General features: G+C 65.4%; 14 protein-coding genes. 2 read left to right on the top strand and 12 right to left on the bottom strand.

Annotated elements, in window-relative coordinates:
• Positions 1-54: 54 nt before the first annotated feature.
• Genes paoC through paoA form a run of 3 tightly spaced genes read right to left on the bottom strand, consistent with a single transcriptional unit; the run spans position 55 to position 3,832 of the window.
• Positions 55-2,250, bottom strand: coding sequence for an aldehyde oxidoreductase molybdenum-binding subunit PaoC (paoC, locus tag IFT67_RS01695; RefSeq protein ID WP_192144806.1), 2,196 nt, complete (start codon positions 2,248-2,250; stop codon positions 55-57).
• Complete coding sequence (locus IFT67_RS01690) at positions 2,247-3,194, bottom strand: FAD binding domain-containing protein (protein ID WP_107962126.1); 948 nt, start codon at positions 3,192-3,194, stop codon at positions 2,247-2,249. The genes paoC and IFT67_RS01690 overlap by 4 nt, the downstream gene beginning before the upstream one ends.
• Positions 3,191-3,832, bottom strand: coding sequence for an aldehyde dehydrogenase iron-sulfur subunit PaoA (gene paoA, locus IFT67_RS01685; RefSeq protein WP_192144805.1), 642 nt, complete (start codon positions 3,830-3,832; stop codon positions 3,191-3,193). Before paoA ends, IFT67_RS01690 begins: the two co-directional genes overlap by 4 nt.
• A gap of 356 nt (positions 3,833-4,188) precedes the next feature.
• On the opposite strand from paoA, the gene IFT67_RS01680 reads away from it, so the two are divergent.
• Positions 4,189-5,097 carry a LysR family transcriptional regulator gene (locus IFT67_RS01680; protein ID WP_192144804.1) on the top strand — a complete coding sequence of 303 codons (909 nt, stop codon included), beginning with the start codon at positions 4,189-4,191 and terminating at the stop codon, positions 5,095-5,097.
• A gap of 70 nt (positions 5,098-5,167) precedes the next feature.
• Here IFT67_RS01680 and glpD read toward each other — a convergent pair whose 3' ends face one another.
• The 9 genes from glpD to IFT67_RS01635 form a co-directional block, all read right to left on the bottom strand.
• The gene (gene glpD, locus IFT67_RS01675) at positions 5,168-6,664 is read right to left on the bottom strand and encodes a glycerol-3-phosphate dehydrogenase (RefSeq protein WP_192144803.1); all 1,497 of its coding nucleotides are present in this window, start codon (positions 6,662-6,664) and stop codon (positions 5,168-5,170) included.
• Complete coding sequence (glpK, locus tag IFT67_RS01670) at positions 6,661-8,148, bottom strand: glycerol kinase GlpK (RefSeq protein ID WP_192144802.1); 1,488 nt, start codon at positions 8,146-8,148, stop codon at positions 6,661-6,663. Before glpK ends, glpD begins: the two co-directional genes overlap by 4 nt.
• A gap of 17 nt (positions 8,149-8,165) precedes the next feature.
• Positions 8,166-8,975, bottom strand: coding sequence for an MIP/aquaporin family protein (locus IFT67_RS01665; protein ID WP_192144801.1), 810 nt, complete (start codon positions 8,973-8,975; stop codon positions 8,166-8,168).
• A gap of 143 nt (positions 8,976-9,118) precedes the next feature.
• Complete coding sequence (locus IFT67_RS01660; protein ID WP_192144800.1) at positions 9,119-9,472, bottom strand: hypothetical protein; 354 nt, start codon at positions 9,470-9,472, stop codon at positions 9,119-9,121.
• A gap of 207 nt (positions 9,473-9,679) precedes the next feature.
• On the bottom strand, positions 9,680-11,128 hold the full coding sequence (locus IFT67_RS01655) for an oligosaccharide flippase family protein (protein WP_192144799.1): 1,449 nt from the start codon (positions 11,126-11,128) through the stop codon (positions 9,680-9,682).
• 3 nt (positions 11,129-11,131) lie between these two features.
• Entirely contained in the window at positions 11,132-12,136 is a 1,005-nt protein-coding gene (locus tag IFT67_RS01650) for a glycosyltransferase family 2 protein (RefSeq protein WP_192144798.1), read from the bottom strand.
• A gap of 109 nt (positions 12,137-12,245) precedes the next feature.
• Complete coding sequence (locus IFT67_RS01645) at positions 12,246-13,055, bottom strand: beta-1,6-N-acetylglucosaminyltransferase (protein ID WP_192144797.1); 810 nt, start codon at positions 13,053-13,055, stop codon at positions 12,246-12,248.
• A 118-nt stretch (positions 13,056-13,173) separates the two neighbouring features.
• Complete coding sequence (locus tag IFT67_RS01640) at positions 13,174-14,658, bottom strand: L,D-transpeptidase family protein (protein ID WP_192144796.1); 1,485 nt, start codon at positions 14,656-14,658, stop codon at positions 13,174-13,176.
• 171 nt (positions 14,659-14,829) lie between these two features.
• Positions 14,830-17,025 carry a penicillin acylase family protein gene (locus IFT67_RS01635; protein ID WP_192144795.1) on the bottom strand — a complete coding sequence of 732 codons (2,196 nt, stop codon included), beginning with the start codon at positions 17,023-17,025 and terminating at the stop codon, positions 14,830-14,832.
• Between the two features lie 107 nt (positions 17,026-17,132).
• Here IFT67_RS01635 and IFT67_RS01630 point away from each other — a divergent pair, with 107 nt between their 5' ends.
• Complete coding sequence (locus IFT67_RS01630) at positions 17,133-18,944, top strand: DUF885 domain-containing protein (RefSeq protein ID WP_192144794.1); 1,812 nt, start codon at positions 17,133-17,135, stop codon at positions 18,942-18,944.
• Positions 18,945-18,970: the final 26 nt, after the last annotated feature.

Below are 18,970 nucleotides of genomic sequence, written 5' to 3'. Positions count from 1 at the left end.
TCGATCGGCTCGACGGCCAGTGCCGGCGGAAGGCGTCCCGCCGGCACTGGAGCATCACGCCACGAGCGGCAGCTTGGCGAGATGCTTTTCGAGCGTGATCGGATAGTCGCGTACCCGCACGCCGGTTGCGTTGTAGACCGCGTTGGCGATCGCCGCGCCGACACCGCACAGGCCCAGCTCGCCGACACCCTTCGCCTTCATCGGCGAGGTGGTGGGATCGGCCTCGTCGAGGAAGACGACGTCTTGGTGCGGGATGTCGGCGTGGACCGCGACTTCGTAGCTGGCGAGGTCGTGGTTGACGAAGAAGCCGAAGCGCTTGTCGACCGCGAGTTCCTCCATCAGCGATCCGCCGACGCCCATCGTCATCGCGCCGATCACCTGGCTGCGGGCGGTCTTCGGGTTGAGGATGCGGCCTGCTGCACACACCGCGAGCATGCGGCGGATCCGCACTTCGCCGGTGTACCGATCGACGCCGGCCTCGACGAAATGCGCGCCGAAGGTCGACTGCTGGTACTGCTTGTCGAGGTCGCCGAACTCGATCGTGTCCTCGACGACGATCTCGCCGCCGGCCGCCGCCTTTGCGAGTGCCACGCGGTTGCCGCCCGAGCGCACTTCCCCATCGCTGAAGGAGATGTCGGTCATGTTGAAGCCGAGCTTCTGCGCAACTGCCTCGCGGAGCTTGACGCAGGCCGCATAGACACCCGCCGTCGAGCTGTTCGCGCCCCACTGGCCGCCCGAGCCGGCCGAGCTCGGCATCGCCGAATCGCCGAGCTTTACGACGACCTTGTCCATGCCGACGCCCATCATCTCGGCCGCGGTCTGCGCGATGATCGTGTAGCTGCCAGTGCCGATATCGGTCATGTCGGTCTCGACGGTGACGATACCCTTGCCGTCCAGCCGCACGCGCGCGCCGGACTTCTGGTTGACGTTGTTGCGGAATGCAGACGCGACGCCCATGCCGACGAGCCAGCGGCCGTCCTGTACCTGCGCGGGCTTGGGATTACGCCGCGACCAGCCGAACTGATCGGCACCGGTGCGCAGGCACTTGACCAGCTGACGCTGCGAAAAACGACGGCCGGGCTTTTCCGGATCGGTCTGGGTGTCGTTCATCACGCGGAATTCGATCGGATCGATCCCGAGCTTTTCCGCCATCTCGTCCATCGCGACTTCGAGCACCATCAGGCCTGGAGCCTCACCGGGCGCACGCATCGCGTTGCCCTCGGGCAGATCGAGTACCGCGAGGCGCATCGTCGTCAGACGGTTCGCGCCCGCATAGAGCAGTCGGGTCTGGAGCACGGCTGCCTCGGGGCCGCCATCGGGAAGATCGCCCGACCAGCTCTCATGCCCGATCGCGAGGATCTTTCCGGCTTTGTCGGTACCGATCCGGACGCGCTGGATCGTCGCGGGACGATGCGTCGCGTTGTTGGTCATGAACGGCCGGGTGAGGGCGATCTTGACCGGCCGCTTGGCAGCACGCGCGCCGAGCGCCGCCATGACGGCGTCCGCGCGCAAGAACAGCTTTCCGCCAAAGCCGCCGCCGACATAGGGCGAGATCAGGCGGACATTCTCCGGCGGCAGACCGAGCGTGGTGGCCAGATCGGCCTTGGTCGGCGTGATCCACTGGTTCGAGGTCCAGACCGTCAGCTTGTCGCCTTCCCACGACGCGATCGACGCGTGCGGCTCCATCATCGCATGGCTCTGATCGGGGGTGGTGTAGTTCTGGTCGAGCTTGACCGGCGCGCTGGCGAACGCGCCCGCGAAATCGCCGACGGCGCTGTCGGCATTGTCGCCGGTGAGCTTGGTCGCGGTGGGCTTGGCGGCGTCGAGATCGAAGCGACCCTTGGCGCGGGTATAGTCGACACGCACGAGCGCCGCGGCGGCGCGGGCCTGTTCGAAGGTTTCCGCGACGACGACCGCGATCGCCTGGTGATAATGATCGATCTCGGGTCCGCCGAGCAGCTTGGCGGTGTTCATCTTGCCCTTGCCGAGCTTGCCCGCATCGGCAGCGGTGACGATCGCGAGCACGCCGGGTGCCGCCTTCGCATCCGCGAGGTCCATCGAGGCGATCCGCCCCTTTGCGATGCCCGAGCCGACGATGTAGCCGTAGGCGGGGTTCGCCACCTCGTGATGCTCATAGGCGTAGGGCGCGCCGCCGGTGGTCTTGAGCGGACCATCGATACGGACGTGCGGCTTGCCGACGACCTTCATCTGGTCGATCGGATTGGTGCCCGCAGGCGTGGTGAACTTCATGCGCGGGCCTCCGCAATCGCTGATGCTAGTGCCCGTTCGGTCAACGAGACCTTGAAGGCGTTTTCTTCCGTCGGCCGTGCGCCAGCCAGCAGCCGGTTGGTGACGGCCTTCGCCCCCTGCGGCATGGCAGCTTCCGCCGCCTCGACGCGCCAAGGTCGCGGCGCGATGCCACCGACCGCGACCCGGCCGGTGCCGTCCTTCTGTACGACGACCGCGACCGAGACGAGCGCGAAGGCGTAGGACGCGCGATCACGCACCTTGCGGTAGATATGCGTGCCGCCGATCGGCTTGGGCAACGTCACCGCGGTGATCAGTTCGCCGGGTGCCAGCGCAGTCTCGACATGCGGGGTCGTGCCGGGAAGGCGGTGGAAATCCGCTATCGGAATAGAGCGTGCGGCTCCTTGCGCGTTGACGGTCTCGACCGTCGCGTCGAGCACGCGCATCGCCACCGCCATGTCGCCGGGATAGGTCGCGATGCACGCGTCGCTGGTACCGATCACGCCGAGCTGGCGGCTGAAACCGCCAACGGCTGCGCAACCCGAGCCGGGCTTGCGCTTGTTGCAGGCCTGGTTGGTGTCGTAGAAATACGGGCAGCGCGTGCGTTGGAGCAGGTTGCCCGCCGTCGTCGCCTTGTTGCGCAACTGGCCCGATGCACCGGCGACGATCGCGCGCGTGAGCACGCCGTAGTCTCGGCGGACGCGGGTGTCGGCGGCGAGATCGCTGTTGCTGACCAATGCACCGATACGGAGACCACCCTGCGGCGTCGCCTCGATCTTGTCGAAGCCGAGGCCATTGACGTCGACCAGATGCTGCGGCGCCTCGATCTGCAATTTCATCAGATCGAGCAGATTGGTGCCGCCGGCGATGAACTTGGTGCCGGGACGCAGCGCGGACTTGGCGGCATCGGCCGCGGTCTTGGCGCGCTCGTAGGTGAAGGGCTTCATGCGTCGACTCCCGCGACTTCCGTCATCGCTTCGAGGATGTTGGAATAGGCGCCACACCGGCAGATGTTGCCGCTCATCCGTTCGCGCATCTCGGCGTTGGACGCGGTCGGCTTGGCGGTGAGGTCTCCGGTGACGTGGCTGGGGACGCCCGCCTTGATTTCGCCAAGTACGGCGACGGCCGAGCAGATCTGCCCCGGCGTGCAATAACCGCACTGATAGCCATCATGCTTGACGAACGCGGCCTGCATCGGGTGCAGGTCCTTGACGGTGCCGAGGCCTTCGATCGTGGTGATCTTGTCGCCCTCATGCATTACCGCGAGGCTGAGGCACGAGTTAATCCGCTTGCCGTCGACGATGACGGTGCAGGCACCGCACTGACCGTGATCGCAACCCTTCTTGGTGCCGGTCAGCTTCATGTTCTCGCGCAGCGCGTCGAGCAGCGTGGTGCGCGTGTCGACCTGCAGCGTCCGGCGCTTGCCGTTCACCTCGAACGACACCGGCATCATGCTGGGTTGCGGCTGCGGCTGACCGACAGCGGCGTCCGCACCGCCCGTCGGAACCGCAACCATCGCCGCAGACGCGGCCCCCCCGATAAGAATTCCACGACGCGACACGTCGATTTCCCCTGATCCGTTCATCGTCATCGTCCTCTGTGTGCCGCGCCGCGCCGGTTCGGAAGGCCCGATTGGCGAATGCATGGCGTGCCGCGCTCGTACCGAGCGGCCAATCCACTATAACTCATTGTAAGGAGAGAGTTTCCCATCTTGTCGATGACGCCAGCTACATGCGTCGATGAGCAGCGCTCATGGTGGGGTAGGCGAGGACGCGAACGCTGGTCGCGGAAGCGGCGTACGGCGTCTGGGTTCGAGCACCGATCGAACTGGCAGCAGTCGTGAATGGTTGCCTGTCCGCATTCTTGAAAGGGGATGGCCAGCAAAGGCCGCCTCTCTACAAGAGTGCGAGACCGACACCGTGTGAGGAAAGACGTACCGCGATGCCTGCCCCTCGTTCCGATCTGACGGAGCTGACCTATTTTCTTGCGATCGCGCGTCACCGTAATTTTCGTCGGGCGGGGCTCGAACTCGGTCTCAGTGCGTCGGGTCTTAGCCATGCGTTGAAAGCGCTGGAGACGCGTCTCGGCGTTCGCCTGCTCAACCGTACCAATCGCGCGGTCACGCTGACCGCGGCGGGTGAGGAGCTTCAGGCAACGATCGGCCGTCCGCTGGAAATCGTCGGCGAAGCGGTCGAGCGGCTCAATCGGTACCGCGATGCGCCTGCCGGTCGGATCAGGCTGAACGTCGCCGCCGACGCCGCGACGCTGTTGCTCGGCCCGGTGCTCCCATCGTTCCTGGAACGTTATCCGGACATCGAGGTCGACGTCGTCGCGACCAATCAGATGATCGACATCACCAGCGAAGGCTTCGATGCCGGCATCCGTCACGGCGGGACCGTCCCGGAGGACATGATCGCGCAGCGCCTGTCGGCGGATCTATGCTGGATCGTCGCCGGATCCCCGGCCTATCTGGATCGCGCAGGCACGCCGGAACACCCCGACGAACTCCAGCATCACCAGTGTATCGGAATACGGCTCGGCGACGATCGGATATACCGGTGGGAGTTCGACGGCCCCGATGGCGAGTTTGCGGTCCCGGTGTCCGGACGGATCACCGTCAACGAGAGCCAGGCAATGCTCGCGATGGCGCTCGAAGGCGGCGGCCTGATGTACGCGATGGAGCCGCTGCTGAGGGCGCATCTCGAAAATGGTAGTCTGTGTCGTGTGCTCGAAGCACATGCGACCAGCGGCCCCGGCTATCACTTGTATTATTCCAGCCGCAGGCACGTTCCAACTGCTTTGCGGCTGCTGATGGATCATATCCGCGAAAAACGTCCGCTCGGTCTCTAAAGCGAACCGAACGGAGGCGGTGAAGGCTATAGCGGACGACCGAGCCAGCTAGCGCGGCGGTCGTCCCGGTTCACGACGATTCGCCACCTCCCGTACGGTCCTGAAGATACGCCTCCACCGCGGCCTTGAGGGGCTCGCCACCGTGTAGACCGAGCTTGGTCCGCCGCCACAGGATGTCTTCCGCGGTGAGCGCCCATTCTTCGTCGACCAGATAGTCGATCTCGCGCTTGGATAGACCATGTCCGATATCGTCGAGGCTCGTCGCGTCGCCGAGCACGCGCTCGATCCGCGTACCGTAAGCGCGCGCCATACGAAGCGCGTTTGCCGCGTCGAGGAATGGCCAGCGTGCGTGGACCGTCTTCAGGAACGTGGCGAAATCGCTGTTGGGCAGATCGCCGCCAGGCAGGGGAACGCCCGCGGTCCAGGGTTTGGCCATCGCGGGGAGGAACGGCGCGAGGTCCTCAAGCGCGTGTTCGGAGAGGCGGCGATAGGTCGTGATCTTGCCGCCGAACGCGGACAGGATCTGCGGCGCTTCGGCGGTGCCGAGGCGCAGGACATAGTCGCGAGTGACTTCGGAGGCGTTCTCGTTGCCGTCGTCGAACAGCGGGCGGACGCCGGAATAGCTGCCGACGACATCGCCCGCGCCGATCTGTCGGGTGAAGTACCGGTTGACGCTGTCGCAGAGATATTCGGTCTCGTCGGGGTCGATCGTCGGATGCGACGGATCGCCTTCATAGGGCTTGTCGGTGGTGCCGATCAGCGTGAAGTCGTCCTCATAGGGGATCGCGAAGATGATCCGCTTGTCGGGGTTCTGGAGGATGTACGCGTGTTCGCCCTCGAACAGCTTGGTCACGATGATGTGGCTGCCCTTGACGAGGCGGGGCGGACGCTCGGCGGTTGCTTGGGGCATCTCTGCGAGCACCTTGCTCACCCAGGGGCCGGAGGTGTTGGCGATGGCCCGTGCGGTAACCTTGGTGCCGTCGCCGAGCGTCGCAACCCAATGGTCGCTCTCCCGTCGGGCGCCTTCGAAGCTGGTGTGCGTGCGGATCTGCGCACCGCGCTCGGCCGCGTCGAGCGCGTTCAGCACCACCAGGCGCGCATCGTCGACCCAGCCATCCGAATAGACGAAGCCGTGGCGGATCGGCTTCAGGCCCGCGCCCCATTTGGTTTTGTCGAGCCGTACGCCGATCGACTTGGGCAGGCGGGTGCGACCGCCGATGTGATCGTAGAGGAACAGGCCGAGGCGGATCAGCCAGGCCGGCCGCATCCCGGCGGCGAGCGGCATGACGAACCGCATCGGTCGGATCAGATTCGGCGCGACGTCGATCAACTTCTCGCGTTCGGCGAGCGCTTCGCGGACCAGTCGGAACTCGTAATATTCGAGGTAGCGCAGACCGCCGTGGATCAGCTTGGTGCTCGATGACGAGGTGTGCGAGGCGAGGTCGTCGCGCTCGACCAGCATCACGCTGAGCCCGCGACCGGCGGCGTCGCGCGCGATCCCGGTGCCATTGACGCCGCCGCCGATGACGAGCAGGTCGACATCGATCTTTGCGTTCGGAACGGTCATGCCTTGGCCCTCGAGCTGGTTCGATCGACGGCTTCCTGCCAGCCAGCCATCAGCGCGGTCCGCTCGTCGCCCTTCATCCTCGGGGCGAAAGTCCGGTCTTCCTTCCACGCGGCGGCAATGTCGTCGGGGCCGTTCCAGATGCCCACCGCCATGCCGGCGAGGAACGCCGCGCCCGCAGCCGTCGTCTCGATGTTGGCGGGCCGGACGACGTCGGTGTCGAGCATGTCGGCAAGGAACTGGCAGAACCAGTCGTTCGCCGCCATGCCGCCATCGACACGGATCTGGCGGGCATCGCGCGCACCGTCCGCGACCATCGCGTTCATCAGGTCGGCGGTCTGGTAGGCGACCGACTCCAGTGCGGCGCGAGCGATGTGCGATCCGGTCGCAGCGAAGGTGAGGCCGGTGATGCTGGCGCGCGCGTCCGGATCCCAGTGCGGCGCGCCGAGGCCGACGAACGCAGGCACCATGAAGACGTCGCCATTGCCATCGAGCTTGGTCGCCATGTCGTCGGTATCCGCGGCGCGGTTGATCAGGCCCAGTCCGTCGCGGAGCCACTTCACGGCGGCGCCCGCGACGAAGATCGACCCTTCGAGCGCATAGGTGATCTCGCCGTCGAGCTGATAGGCGATCGTCGTGAGCATGCCGTTCTTGCTCGTCACCGCTTCCTTGCCGGTGTTGAGAAGGACGAAACAGCCGGTGCCGTAGGTGGATTTGGCATCGCCGCGCTGGAAACACGCCTGGCCGACTACGGCAGCCTGCTGGTCGCCCGCCATGCCGCCGATGGGCACCGCCTTGCCGAGCAGGTCGGAGGTGGTCTCACCAAAGATCGTGCTGTTGTTCTTGACCTCGGGCAGCAGGCTTTCGGGGATATCGAGCATGCGCAGCATGTCCTGGTCCCAGGCGCCCTTGTGGATGTCGAACAGCAAGGTACGCGAGGCGTTGGATGCGTCGGTCGCGTGGACCTTGCCGCCGGTGAGCCGCCACAGCAGGAAGCTGTCGATCGTCCCGAATGCGAGGTCGCCCTTGTCGGCACGGGCACGGACGCCGTCGACGTTGTCGAGGATCCATTTGAGCTTGGTGCCCGAGAAATACGGATCAAGGATCAGCCCGGTCCGCTCGCGTACGAGCGGCTCGTTGCCGTCCGCCTTCAACTGCGCGCAGAGCTTGGCCGTGCGGCGATCCTGCCAGACGATCGCGTTGTGGACGGGCTTGCCGGTCTTGCGGTCCCATACCACCACCGTCTCGCGCTGGTTGGTGATGCCGATCGCCGCGACCTTGCCGCCATCCGCTTCGGCCGCTTCCTTCAGCGTCTCGACGGTATCGCGCCAGATGTCCTCGGCGTCGTGCTCGACCCAGCCCGATTGCGGGTAGTGCTGGGCGAATTCGCGACGAACGGTCTGGCGGGGGACGCCGTCGGTGCCGAACGTCATGCTCCGCGTCGAGGTCGTGCCCTGGTCGATCGCCAGGATGATGGTGTCGCTCACGCCTTACACTCCTAGACTTATTGCGGGCCGGCGACAGGCTTGTCGCGCGGCAGGAACGGCCGGATCAGCAGATGCTGCAGACCGCCGCCGATGATCGCCCCGATCAACGGACCCGCGATCGGTGCCCACCAATACCCCCCAACGCCAGGGAACGCGGATCTGTCCCACCCCATGAGCCACGCAAAGGTGCGCGGGCCGAGATCGCGGGCAGGATTGATTGCCCAGGCTTCCAGATATCCCATCGAGGCGCCGATCACCGCGACCAGAAGGCCGATCACGATCGCCCCGAAATTCGCCTGCGGAGCCATGGTGTTGAACTCGTCGGTGATCGCGAAGATCCCGAAGACCAGGATCGCGGTCAAGATGATCTCGTCGACGAAGCCCTTCATCGTCGTCACCGCGAGGCCGGGCGCGGTGAAGAAGACGCCCGCCGCGCCGCCGCCCGAGCGCGTCAGGTTCTGCGTTGCGTTGAAGTGATCGATCACGTTGTAATACAGCGCATAGACGATCGCCGCGCCGATGAACGCACCGATCAGTTGCGCACACCAATAGGGGATCACCTTCTTCCAGGGGAAGCCGCGGTACAGCGCGAGCGCCAGCGTCACGCCGGGATTGGCATGCGTTCCCGATACCGCGCCGGTAACATAGATCGAGATCGACACCGCCATGCCCCAGGTCATGCAGACGCCCCAGTACGCGGTCTTGTACGGGCTCGGATCGTAGAGCGTGTACATGGCGGCGACCGACAGGCCGAAGGTCATCACGATACAGATCGCGACCGCCTCGGAGATTAGCTCGCCGAGGAAAGCTCTGGATTGCGGGGTCATGTCGATACCCTAACGCCCGTATCGGTTTGGTCGAGTATTTGTTCTTAATTCAGGTTAGCCGAGTGTTCGCTGCGGCGCATGGATGGCGCGGAGCTCGTATCGCAGGGGCCGGCAACGTCATCCCGCAGATACGGGCCACGTGCTCAGAGCTTGCGGTAGGGGTTTCGCAGTTCTTCGATCCAGCCGGCCGTCGGCGGTGGCACGACCCGGGGCGTCTCCATCGTCACCGGCTTTGCGGGCACGGTCGGCGCGATCGCGGCCTTCTTGTGGGCATCGACGGGATCGATCAGTTCGGCGAAGGCGATGCCTGCGAACCCGTTCCGGACCCACTGGACGGTCGCGCCGATGGCTTGAAGCGCACCGACCGAGATCAGGATCGTGGTACCGGGGCGCAAGCCGACGGCATTGTCGATGCGTATGCCGCTGACCGAAAGATCGCGCACGCGGTGCTTGGTCGCGGCCTTCCCGCCGAACTGCTCGACCATCGCCATCAACATGACACTGGTCCGTTGCGCACGCTCGGTATGGCTCGGTGGCGTGTCATCACCTGGAGGGGCGGCGGGGCTATCGGGCACGACGAATAGACGATCTCATGGGCTTGTTGCTGTGTGGCTAATCGTATCCACGGAGACAATCAAATCGATCCTGCCACTCAATGTCGGCCGATAGAGTGCGTGGGAGTTGCGTTCGACCGTCGCGCCGGATCAGGTCCTCGCCTCGCGCGACAGCGACAGTCGCAGGCCACTCACGGCGCGGCGGATTTCGCGCCATGTCGGATGATCGAGCAAGGCGAGCGCAAGGACCCAGAGCGCGGCGCCCAGCACCGCCGAAATCGCCATCCTCACCGACAGGATCTGGCCGTCCCGCACCAGCAGGAGCAACGGCAGACACGCGGCCAGTGTGCTCGTGGCGCTCTTGGCGTAGGTCGAGAGCAACGCGCGTGCCGAAAAGCCGACGATGCGCTGGATCAGGCCGATGTAGATCACGTACCAAATGCCGGCATAGACGAGCCGCGCGATCGCCGCGGCCTCCAGTCCGAACCGGACGAGGCACGCGAGACAGATCAGCGCCGCAGCGGTATCCATGAGGTTGCGGATCAGCAGCTGTCGCAGATGGCCCGACATCAGCGGCACCTCGGTATGAAGCGGCAGCGCGAAGAAGATCAGCTCGCTCAACGCCACCCAGCGCAGCGCCAGCGCGGCCTCGCCCCAACCTGCGCCGTAGATCATCGTGACGATCGGCGCGGACAGCAACGACAGCAGCAGCATCGCGGGCCACATCACGCTGGTGTAGCAGCCGACAAGGTCGCGGTACGGCTGGTCCAGCGCCGTCCTGGTCCGGATCAGCTGTGCGAAATGACTGAAGAACACGGCCGCCAGGCCGCCGTTGAGGAGCATGCGCAGGCCGTCGACCATGCCGGCCGCGCGTCCGAACAGGCCGACCGCGTGCATGCCGAGGACGTTGCCGATGATGAGGTCGGGAGACCGCGTTCCGATCGCGCCGCTGACCGCGAGTACGGTCGTCCCCGAGCCGAACGAGATGATCGGCTTGGCTCCCGCGAAACTGAGGTGGAAGCGCACCCTCCGCGGACCGAGCAGCTGCGCCATCGTCGCGCGCGCGATCTGTTGTGCGAAGAAGCCAAGCGCCAGCGACACGGGACCGTAGCCGAGCAAGGCGAAACCGGCGGACACGATCGCGTTGGCCGCGGCGGCCGCCATGTTGATGAACGCCAAGGTCTTGAAGTCGACCGCGCGCTGCAGCAGCGCGATCGGCACGGTGTTGAACGGTAACAGCAAGAAGGCCGCGGCGATCAGCAGCATGATGGGGATAAGCTGTGTGTTGGAATAATACCATGCCATCGGCATACTCAACGCGGCGATCACGGCACAGATCGCGGCGCCCACGCACAGCGTGATGGTGGTGCAGGTGTCGAGGACCTGATCGGTCAGTTTCTCGGCCCGCACGAGATACCGGTTGAGCCCGAAATCCTGCAGGTTGGAGATAACGCCTGCCGCTGCGAACCCGACCGAGAACGTGCCGAACGCCGATGGCGGCAGCAGGTAGCGCGCCAGGTAGACGCTGACCGCGAAGTTGAACGCGAAGACGAGCCACTGGCCGCTGACCGACCACATCGCGGCTTTACGCACCGCCATCGATCAGCCCCTCGGCATGAGATACGAGCGACACAGGCTGGCCGCGAGTTGCCCTGCGCCGCGCAACTGGCCGTGGCGGAGCAGCCGTCCGACCGCGCGTGTCGCAGGCCGACGCTCGCCGCCCTCCGCGACATACTCGCCGACCAGCTTGACGCCGCCCGACTTCAGCGCGGGCAACGAATAGAGCAGCTTCGGCGCGACGCGCGCGCGAACCCTGCGCGCGATGCCGGGCTCGCCGAAAATGGCATCGAGCTCGCCCAGATGACCGACGTCCGGTAACGCCGCCAGGCCGGAGGTCGGATCCGGGCGGCCCTTGCTGTACTGAAGATAGGCTTCCCATGCGACGGTGGCCCCGACCGCGGTGTGGAGAAGGTGCTGGATCGTCACCTGTCCGTCGTTGACGCAGTAGCGGAGCAGCACGTCATCGACGCTGCATAACTTGGTGATTTGCGACAGCCGCAGCCAGAGGTCGTAATCCTCGCAGTGGCGATACATGGCACGGTATCCACCGACCTTCTCGAATGCGGCGCGCGAGATCATCGAGCCCGGATGGCTCATGATCGGTTTGAACTCCATCGCGGCCAGGAACGTCTCGAAATTGCGTGGATAATCGTCGATCAGCTTGATCGTCCGGCCGTGGACGTCGACGTTCAACTGCTGGCAGCCGACGACGCCGTACTCGGGATGCGCGTCGAAAAAGGCGAGCTGCGTCGCAAACCGGTGCGGCAGGCACTCGTCGTCGCCGTCCATCCGGGCGACGAGATCGCCCTTGGCCATCGCGAAGCCGCGGTTCAGGCTGGCGACCAGCCCGCGATTCTCCTGTTCGACCAGCACGATACGAGGATCGGCGTTCGCCAGCCGGCGCAGGATTTCGGTCGAGCCATCGGTCGAGCCGTCATTGATGATGATGAATTCGAAATCGGCGTAGGTCTGCCGAAGCACGCTGGTCACGGCGCGTTCCACATAAGGGGCGTCGTTATAGGCGCTTAGCAATACCGACAGCCGCATCAACCACATCCTTCAGGTCTTGTGGGGCCTTACAGGCCGCGCCGTTGAAAATGAATGAATGGAATGAAACGGTTACGATCGTTTCGCGGAGCGTCGCTTGTGCATAAATCTAGGTTAAGGCTGGATGGAAATCGATGTACTTGCGACCGAACAGTGCTGGCCCCTCGACGAAGCCCCTGTGCATGGACTCGGTCACGGTTTCCGGGTGCGCCTTGCCCTGAATCCACGTGTCCGCCGTCGGCGACGTCCCGCCGATCGTGATCCCGAGCGGCGCGACGAGCGAGTGAAGGAGCATCTCGTCAGGGCAGTCCGTATATTTGAACAGCCGCCAGTACCACGGGTTTTCGTCGAGGAACTGCAGCATCTTTTCCACCGTCTGGCGCTCGAACAGCCACCATGCGCCGCCGCCATGCAAGGCGATGCCGCGCAACTTGCTCAACGATTTGTCCGGCATGCGGGGGAACAGCCGGCTCAGGATCCGCCATGCGATCGGATTTTGAACGTCGTGAAGCCACCGCCTGGTGTAGCGTTCCAGCGGTTTGTGGCTGACGGGCATGGCTGTCAGCTCCATCAGGTTGGCCGAGCCGACCGGGAAGCGTGCGATCCGTTCACGGATCTGGTCATCGCTTTTCACAGGGTAGCACTGACCGCTCATGTGATAGAAATGCGTGATCGTCGGATCGCGGAGCGCGGCGCGCAGGAGGCGGAGGACTCCCTCGACCTGGCTCAGGCCGCCCCAGTTCACCTGAACGCGGTTGGTCAGGAACGGCGCCTTGTTCCGCAAGTTCGCGAACAGCTCGATATCGGACTTGCGGTCGATGTGAACGAACGGTGCCCACAGCGGACCATCGAGCCGGTCAAGCAACAGGCCGAGCTGTTCCGGGCGATGATAGGCTCGGATCAGGGCAGCGATCTTCATGCAGTCTTACTTTCGCGTGCGGGTCGATGCGCCGATCGTAGCGTGCAGTCGTAAAAGAACAGCTACGGTTCTTATCCGGTCGCGCAAGTCGCCTCGCGTGGCGTTCAGACCCGGTAGCTCAGGGCCCGATATCGATCGCTTGCGCCTCCGCACGCTTTGCCGACGCTTTGGCGAACCCGAGCTGTTCGGCGATCGGATCGTTCCAGCCATAGGGATCCGTGCGGAATGCGACCTTGCCGCCGTCGTCGAGGTAGACGTTGTGATACAGCAACCGGACCGGGATACGACGAGGCAGGGGGACGAAGGTCATCTCGCCGGAGTCCTGCGCGGTCTGCCATGCCTCCGCGACGCCTTCGTCCTGCGCCAGCATCTGCGCAAATCCCAGCGCGTCCTCGACCCGGACGCAACCGTGGCTCAGGTGACGCTGGCTGCGCTCGAACAGCGCCGGCGCGGAGGTGTCGTGGAGATAGATCGCCTGATCGTTCGCCATGTCGAACTTGACGAGTCCGAGCGCGTTGCTCGGTCCCGGTTGCTGGACGATCCAGCCGTCGCGGACGACCATGTTGTGTTCGGCAAGATAGGCCTCACCGACGTTGGCCATCTCGCCGTTCTGGATAGATTTGGGGACGGTCCAGGTGGGGTTCGCGACCAGGCGAAAGATCGGCGAGGACAGGGCCGGCGTTTCGCGGCCGGGTTCGCCGACGATCACCTTGCGTTGATCGATCATGGTGCCGTCGCGGTAATAGCGCAGCTGCGCAGCGGCGGTATTGACGTCGATCCGCGTCGCCGGCGGGGTCCGCGACAGCCAGCGACGCCGTTCGAGCCCCACCGCCAGCGCCCGCGCGCGGTCCCCGGCGCCGAGGTTGAGGACTTTCAGCGTTTCGGGACCGACCACGCCGTCGGCGGCGATGCCGTAATCGGTCTGGAGGCCCTTCAAGGCGTCGGCGATTTCCGGCGTGTAAAGCATCGAAACGGCCTTTGTCGGAGCGGGCAGATATCCGCTCTCGACGAGCTGTTCGACGATGGTCGCGACGCGAGCATCGCGATCGCCGACACGGATCAGACCCGACGGGATCGCCTGCACCGGCGCGGCAACCGTCGCCTTGGCGCTGAATGCGACATAGGCGTCGGACAGTGCCTTGTATTCGGCATCCTGCGGCGCGAGTCCGTCGAACCATGCCGCGAGATCGCCCTTGGCGAGTGCGCGCGTCAGACCAGCTGGAAGATCGGCCGTCGGACGGGGCAGCGTATACACCTGATGCAACGCCGTCGGATCGGTTCGCCCGCGGGCCAGCGCGGTTGCATAGTCGAGCGCAGCCTTCGTCCGGGCGATATCGCCCGCTGCCGCCGTCGCCGCCTGCTCGTTGGAGGTCGGCAGGAACGCTACGCGATCTAGGCCGTGCCGCGTGCGATCGGCGAGAACACTGTCGAACGCTTCGGCGTTCGCAGTCGACCAGACGCCATGCCAGCCGGCTTTGGCGTATATAGAGCGAACGGTTGGGTCGGTGACTGCCTGCCTGTTGATCTGGATCGGCCCGGCGGATATGCCGGCCGGGGGCGGGTCGATCGCCTGCGCGGCGGCCGGATGAGCGAAACCGGTCATCGCAAAGGCCAAGAGCGGCATCGATCCGAACGCCCACCGCGCCCGTACTGTCTTTACTGTCATGCGTCGCTAACGAGTGGACCCTTCGATTGGATCACTTCGACCTACGGATTATCGAGATCGGTAGGCATGGACGCGGATATTCGCTGCGGTGAGACGGTAGTCGGGTCTTCAGCGTCCCGGATTATAGCGGCGCTCCACATGACCCTTGAGCTCGTCGGGATAGAAATAGACCGGCCGCAGCTTGCCCTGGGCATACCGATCGATCTGGTCTGCAAAATGCGGTGAGTGCGTGTCGCCGCTCTGGCCGCCGGCCATGACCGCTGCCGCCTTCACGCGCGGACCGAATTCGACCACCGCGACGAAGCTATTGCCGCTGGTGCCGTAATATCGCTTCGTTCCCGGCCATGGCTTGGCGCCGAACGAGGCGAGGCTGCCCCATTGGGCCGAGGTGAACGGCACCGGGATCGATGGCTGAGAATCGTCGAAATGCGGTGCGATGGAATCGTCGAGACGCTGGAAGCGGTTGATATCCTTCCACGGTGTCCGCCAGTTGCCGAAGTCGCGGCCGAGCCGGTCGACCGCGGCGCTTAACGCGGCAAGCTTTGCCTCCGGGCCGACACGCGTGGCGACGTAATCCGGGACGTTGAGGCGCTCGGCCTGCGCGAAGCTGCCGACTTCGCGCCACAGCTGGTCGCCCCAGAACACCGCCAGGCTGGTCGCCGTGGAGTCGTAGTTCCAGCGGTGATCCCACCCCCGCAACAGCGCGATCGGCCCCGCCAGCGCCTTGCGGCGCGGATCGCCGGCAGGCAGCGTAGTCCACGCATGGACCAGCCCTGGCAGCAGCCGTGCGAACGCCGGCAGATACGGATCGAACGCCGCGTCGCGCAGTGTCTCCGGCGTCCAGCCGGTCTTGCCGGTCAGCAACAGATCGGCGTGGACGCCGCGCGCGTTGCCGCCGACCTGATCCATGTAGCGCGGATAATCCGCCGCCTTCGGGCTGTCCGGCCCCGCCGCGCTCCACGGCCAGTCGTTGGTGTTGTGCGCCCATCCGGTGCGCGGGTTGAGCACGCTCGGCAGGCTGGGGAGGGTATGCAGCCCCCGCCAGTCGGTCGCCGGATCGCTGCCGTCGACCGGCCGGGTGTAGTCGAAGCGGTCGTCGCGCACCGGCATGAACTGCGGCATCAGGAACGCGATTTCGCCCTTGCTGTCGGCGAACAGCGTGTCGTTCGACGCGTTCGCCTTCAGCGCGGCGACCTTCATATAACCGGCGAGATCGGTCGCCTTGATGCGCAGATAGCTCTGCTCGAGCGCGGGTACGGGCTTCCACATGAGTGCGGTGGCGATCCACCTCCCGCCCTTGATCGCGACGATCGGGCCGTGGTGGGTGCGATACGTCGTGAAACTGCGCTCGCCCATCGTGCCATCGGCCCTGCGGAAACGCACCGTCACCACCTTCGTCGCGACGTCTCGGCTGGTCTTGCCGTAGCGATACGCATAGCCCCCGCCGCGCCGCGCGATCCGTTCGGCGAATTCATCGACATTGTCGACGGTCGACGAGGTGTGCATCCACCCGGCCTTCGCGTTGAAGCCCTGATAGATGAAGAACTGACCCCAGGTGCTTGCGCCATACGCGTCCAGCCCGTCCGTGCTGGTCATCTGCGCTTCGGACCGGAAGTAGAAGCTGGTGTGCGGGTTGATCAGCAGCAGCGCATGGCCGTTCGCCGTCAGCCGCGGTGCGATCGCGATGCCGTTCGAGCCTGACGGTTCGCGTGGCACCACGCCCAACTCTTCGGGCGTAGGCGGCGTCGGTTGGCCGTAGAAGGTCTTCAGGTCGCTCAGCGAGATACGCTCGATATCGCCACCGATGCTGCCTTCGGTGAAGCTCAGTGCCATCCAGGGTTCGAAGCGGGTCAGTACCTTGGGTCGGACCTGCGGATACGTGGCGAGGTAATAGTTCAGCCCGTCGGCCCACGCCTGCATCAGCGTGCGCAACCAGGCGGGGCTGGTGGCGTATTGCGCCTTCAGTTCGGCCGGGTCGACGAACAGCCGTTGGCGGAGGTCCGCCCAGATCGCCTCTTCGCCATCGGCCTCCGCGGTACGGCCCAGCGCGGTCAGGTAATTGGCCTCGATCCGTGGAAAATCATCCTCTGCCTGCGCGTAGATCAGACCGAACACCGCATCCGCATCGGATCGGCCTCGGATATGCGGAATGCCCCAGTCGTCGCGCGTGATCGTGACCTGCGTCGCCTGTGCCTGCCACCGCGCGATGTCAGTCGTGGGCGCGACGGACGCAGCCGTCAGCGGCGTTGCCAGCATGGCCAGGAGGATCACCGGGTTGCGCGCGCGCCGTAGGACCGTGTTCATGGGCGCAGCGTAAGGCGGTGGCCGACGAAAGACCATGCGCCGGCAAGGCCATCGGCGATTGCATCGCACCGCGCCGCGCGCGACAAGCGCGGTCGATTGGAGATTCGATGCGTATAGCTCTCGCCCTCATGCTCTTGCCGGTCGTGCCGTTGGTTCAGGCGAACGCGGCCGCTCCTGCGCAAGCCTCGAGTACGGCGGTCCAGGATGCCGCGCTGCTCGCGTTCCTCGACACGGCGTATGACGAGCAGCTCGCTCTGAGCCCGGAATCGCAGACGCAGCTGGGGCTCAAGACGAGCAACGATCGGCTGGACGACTATACCGATGCCGCCGCGCTGCGGGCCGAGGCGCTTGCCGAGCGCCAGCTGGTCGCGATGCGCGCGCGCTTCAAGCCGGCGCAACTGGGCGAGAGCGCCGGCGTCAGCTACCGGCTGTTCGAATACGAGGTGGAACGCGGCCGTCAGTCGCTGCAGTTCCGCAAGCTGCGTTTTCCCGTATCGACCAATGGCAGCCCCGCGGGCGACATCCCGGTCCTGCTCATCAACAATCACAAGGTCGACACGGTCGCCGACGCACAGGCCTATGTCGCTCGCCTGCGCGATACCGAGCGCGTCATGCGCGAGGTCGCGACGACGATGCGCGAGCAGGCGGCCGCGGGCATCATCCCCAACAAGGTGAACTTCGCCCCGGCGCGCGCGGATGCGCAGGCGGTCCTGAAGGGCGCGCCGTTCGACACTGGGCCTGACTCGAGCGTGTGGGCCGATTTCCGCAAGAAGGTCGCCGCGCTCGATGCGCCGGCGGATGTGAAGGCGAAGCTGTTGGCTGACGGCAGTGCCGCGCTCACCGGGCCGTTCCGCCGCGGCTATGACACGCTGTTCGTCGCGCTCGACGAGATCGAGCCGAAGTCTAAGGGCAATTTCGGCGCGTGGAGCCTGCCGAACGGTGCGGCCTATTATGCCGATCGGTTGAAAAGCTCGACCACGACCGACCTGACCGCCGACCAGATCCACGAACTCGGCCTGAAGCAGGTCGCGTCGATCCGCCTCGAGATGGAGGCGATCAAGCGCGAGGTCGGCTTCAAGGGGACGCTCGAGGCGTTCTTCAACTACATCCGGACCGATCCGAAGTTCAAATATCCCAACACCGCGGAGGGCCGCGAGCAGTATCTGGGCGATGCCCGCGCGGTGATCGCCTCGGTCATGGTCGCGGCACCACGCTATTTCCGGACGCTGCCCAAGGCGCCGCTCGAGGTGCGCGCGGTCGAGAAATGGCGCGAAGGCACTGCCTCGACCGCCTTCTACAACCCGCCGTCGGCCGACGGATCGCGGCCCGGCATCTATTACGTCAATCTGGTCGACATGAACCAGACGCAGAAGGTGCAGGTCGCGGGGATCGCCGCGCACGAGGGCGCACCCGGCCATCACTTCCAGATCGCGCGCCAGCAGGAGCTGGCCGGTATTCCGAAGTTCCGCAAGTTCGGCGGCTACGGCGCGTACATGGAGGGGTGGGGGCTGTATTCGGAGCGGCTTGCCAACGAGATGGGCGTCTACAAGGACCCGTATGCTCGGTTCGGCATGCTCTCGTTGCAGGTCTGGCGCGCGATCCGCCTCGTGCTCGATACGGGCATCCACTCGAAGCGGTGGACGCGCGAGCAGGCGATCGCCTATTTCAAGGCCAACAGTTCGGTCTCGGACACCGATATCGCGCGTGAGGTCGACCGGTACTTCAACTGGCCCGGCCAAGCGACGAGCTACATGGTGGGCGAACTCAAGATCGCCGAACTGCGCGCGCGCGCCGAGCGGGAACTCGGGCCACGCTTCGATATCCGCGACTTCCACGAGGCGGTGCTGAGCCAGGGCGCGTTGCCGCTCGCGGTGCTGGACGAGCAGGTGAACCGGTACATCGCGGCAAAGCGGCAATAGCGCGATAACCAGCCCATTCCCCCCTC

Source organism: Sphingomonas sp. CFBP 13728 (assembly GCF_014841895.1).
In the GTDB taxonomy this organism is placed as follows: domain Bacteria; phylum Pseudomonadota; class Alphaproteobacteria; order Sphingomonadales; family Sphingomonadaceae; genus Sphingomonas.
The sequence above is the reverse complement of the archived record's forward strand: the minus strand, read 5'-3'. Positions and strand labels throughout refer to the sequence as shown.

What these genes read in the sequence shown, in the direction of transcription:
- paoC (WP_192144806.1), bottom strand. Translation starts at nt 2,250, where the DNA reads ATGAAGTTCACCACGCCTGCGGGCACCAATCCGATCGACCAGATGAAG.
- IFT67_RS01690 (WP_107962126.1), bottom strand. Translation starts at nt 3,194, where the DNA reads ATGAAGCCCTTCACCTACGAGCGCGCCAAGACCGCGGCCGATGCCGCC.
- paoA (WP_192144805.1), bottom strand. Translation starts at nt 3,832, where the DNA reads ATGAACGGATCAGGGGAAATCGACGTGTCGCGTCGTGGAATTCTTATC.
- IFT67_RS01680 (WP_192144804.1), top strand. Translation starts at nt 4,189, where the DNA reads ATGCCTGCCCCTCGTTCCGATCTGACGGAGCTGACCTATTTTCTTGCG.
- glpD (WP_192144803.1), bottom strand. Translation starts at nt 6,664, where the DNA reads ATGACCGTTCCGAACGCAAAGATCGATGTCGACCTGCTCGTCATCGGC.
- IFT67_RS01665 (WP_192144801.1), bottom strand. Translation starts at nt 8,975, where the DNA reads ATGACCCCGCAATCCAGAGCTTTCCTCGGCGAGCTAATCTCCGAGGCG.
- IFT67_RS01660 (WP_192144800.1), bottom strand. Translation starts at nt 9,472, where the DNA reads ATGTTGATGGCGATGGTCGAGCAGTTCGGCGGGAAGGCCGCGACCAAG.
- IFT67_RS01655 (WP_192144799.1), bottom strand. Translation starts at nt 11,128, where the DNA reads ATGGCGGTGCGTAAAGCCGCGATGTGGTCGGTCAGCGGCCAGTGGCTC.
- IFT67_RS01650 (WP_192144798.1), bottom strand. Translation starts at nt 12,136, where the DNA reads ATGCGGCTGTCGGTATTGCTAAGCGCCTATAACGACGCCCCTTATGTG.
- IFT67_RS01645 (WP_192144797.1), bottom strand. Translation starts at nt 13,055, where the DNA reads ATGAAGATCGCTGCCCTGATCCGAGCCTATCATCGCCCGGAACAGCTC.
- IFT67_RS01640 (WP_192144796.1), bottom strand. Translation starts at nt 14,658, where the DNA reads ATGACCGGTTTCGCTCATCCGGCCGCCGCGCAGGCGATCGACCCGCCC.
- IFT67_RS01635 (WP_192144795.1), bottom strand. Translation starts at nt 17,025, where the DNA reads ATGAACACGGTCCTACGGCGCGCGCGCAACCCGGTGATCCTCCTGGCC.
- IFT67_RS01630 (WP_192144794.1), top strand. Translation starts at nt 17,133, where the DNA reads ATGCGTATAGCTCTCGCCCTCATGCTCTTGCCGGTCGTGCCGTTGGTT.